This is a genomic window from Paenibacillus sp. KS1 (genome assembly GCF_001680695.1).
Lineage (GTDB): Bacteria > Bacillota > Bacilli > Paenibacillales > Paenibacillaceae > Paenibacillus_B > Paenibacillus_B suaedae.
The window spans coordinates 1-2,242 of the sequence record NZ_MAIS01000199.1; the positions used below are offsets into that span (position 1 = coordinate 1).

3 protein-coding genes and 1 pseudogene are annotated in these 2,242 nt (G+C 36.4%); all 4 read right to left on the reverse strand.

Annotated elements, in window-relative coordinates; translation table 11 throughout:
- Nucleotides 1-77 precede the first annotated feature (77 nt).
- Nucleotides 78-476, reverse strand: coding sequence for a DUF4259 domain-containing protein (locus tag BBG47_RS27710; protein WP_065294428.1), 399 nt, complete (start codon nt 474-476; stop codon nt 78-80).
- 152 nt (nt 477-628) lie between these two features.
- Nucleotides 629-1,048, reverse strand: coding sequence for a DUF7674 family protein (locus tag BBG47_RS27715; RefSeq protein ID WP_175400659.1), 420 nt, complete (start codon nt 1,046-1,048; stop codon nt 629-631).
- A 238-nt stretch (nt 1,049-1,286) separates the two neighbouring features.
- On the reverse strand, nt 1,287-1,541 hold the full coding sequence (locus BBG47_RS27720; RefSeq protein WP_065294429.1) for a hypothetical protein: 255 nt from the start codon (nt 1,539-1,541) through the stop codon (nt 1,287-1,289).
- Between the two features lie 300 nt (nt 1,542-1,841).
- Nucleotides 1,842-2,242: pseudogene (locus BBG47_RS30495) on the reverse strand (hypothetical protein); the annotation flags it as partial.

Below are 2,242 nucleotides of genomic sequence, written 5' to 3' on the forward strand. Positions count from 1 at the left end.
TCTGTCCAACTAAGTGTAGCCGATCTAGTAGCCCACAGCGTAGATACGGTGTTATGTGAAGTTTCCGACATTTTGAATCAACCTAACATTAATCTCCCTTCTAATTCTTTGATAATCTTTACCCATTCCTCAAATTTTTCGGATCCTTCCCTTAATTCTCTTAATTCTGATTCATCTAAGATTTTCCCTAATGCTTTTTGAGAATGTACTAATAATTCTTTGCCTTGGCCTTTATGACGGTTTATCCAGTTTTCAAGTTCTTCATCATATTCTTCATTTCCTGGTCTATCTTGCAAGGCAGCAAGTATTTCTATCGCTCCAAGTGCAATTTCTGCAGTATATGATTCTATTTCACTATCATCAAGCACCATTTCAATTGATTCAGTAATTAAACTTAAATCTTGTGTTTCTAAAAGATCCTCTACCCAATCTAAAACAGTATCATTTTCAAGAATTCCATAACCCCAAGCTCCCATGTTCATCATCCTCGCTTTCTCGCTTTTATTTATTCTTAATTTTTTTGTATTTTGGGAATTTCACATAACGCGCCGGGTACGACGAACTTAGCCTCGCAGTGTGAATACGGTGTTAGCTGATGTCACCGACTTCTTTGAATTAACCTCAAGCTCTATTTTTCTTTTAGTGGACCTCCAACATATTCTGTATTCCCATTCCAGAAATCAATTAAGTGTTTCCACCATTTCAGTGATTCTTGTTTTAAATAGGTTTCAAAGCTCTTATAGTCTATATTCTCGTGGTCTAAATGGTGTTGAAGACTTTCTAAGAATCCTATGGTAGCTAATTCTTTTACATAATCATCTCCATTGATATGTAACTCTTCAATCACATCAAAGATTCTATTAAAATCCTCTGTCCTCTTATCTATATATAGATCAATAATAAAATGATTAAAGTCAGATGCTTCTAAATAATATAGTCGTTCATCACCTGGTTCGTAATTCTCTTTGAAGTATTGCTGCGCTCTACTTCTATATGAGGGGCAAGCCTGTATTAGCAAGTCAATAATCTGTTCTTGATTTATCTTCAATGGATTCACCTACTAGAGTATATTTACATGTTTCGGTGATTTCAGATAACGTCTTTGTATTCACGACCCTCACTGGCTTAAGGGGCGAATTCCCCGGATAACGACGGACTTAACCTCGCAGGGCTGTGAGCTGATTCCGCTTCTCTGCTGACCTTATTTTGCGGACCAAGGGCATAGTCCGCAGCGTAGATAATGTGTTAGGCGACGGATCTCTGAGTTACCAAAAAACACTTCTCTTTTAATCCTCATCGCTTTTTACTTCTCGAAGGCTTTCATCATCACCTATTATTTCAAGTACTGGTTTTTCAAATGCTTTCAGAACAAAATTCAAATTACTTTTTAGATCTTCTTCGTTTCCCCCACTTAGGACATTCTTGCCCCAAATCCATGAAGTTGGTCTATCATTTTCATAATATACTTCACAGACTTCGTAAGAATACAATTCCTCACTCCATTTTTTCTTTATTACTCTATAATTCCAACAGTTTTTCATTTATGTCTCCTTAGTTAGAGCCGTTAATTCGATAGTGAAGTCACCTATTGAATTTGTATTATCGTTTTTCAAAGAATCTTATATATAAACTTTCCACATTGATCTGCCGCCTAACGTTATTGTATCTACGAAACCGAAAGGCTTAAGGAAGCGAACGCGACCGGATCCGACGGACTTAGCCTCGCAGGGTTGTTCGATGATCTGCTCCTCTTCACTTCTTACGAACCAAGGGTAAAGCCCGCAGCGTAGATACGTTGTTATCTGATGCTGGTGTCTACTTAGGATTAACAATCGCGAACTTTAAACTATTATTTCTAACTGGTTATTAAATAAGTTCTTCAATTTTGGAACTACCTTTTTAGTAAAACAATCATGATTATATGTCCTTATTAAGAGTACCATCCCATCAAAATCCCCATCATTTAATCCATGCTCTTCTGTATATTCTAGGAAATAGTTGTAATCAGCTGGATTTTTCTCGCTATCTGTTATTACACATGAGAACCACCAATCAGTTTTCTCCAAAGTCCCCATTATGTCTTCAGGTGATGTAGAATTAAACCATATAATTCTCTTTAGATGTTGTGGTTTCTCATACTGAAACAGCCAATCAGTATTAGTAGTTATCGTTCTACTATTAATAAACTCCTGTAGACCAAGATCTTGTTCGTGTAATTCAGTATGAAATCGAAGATTGTACA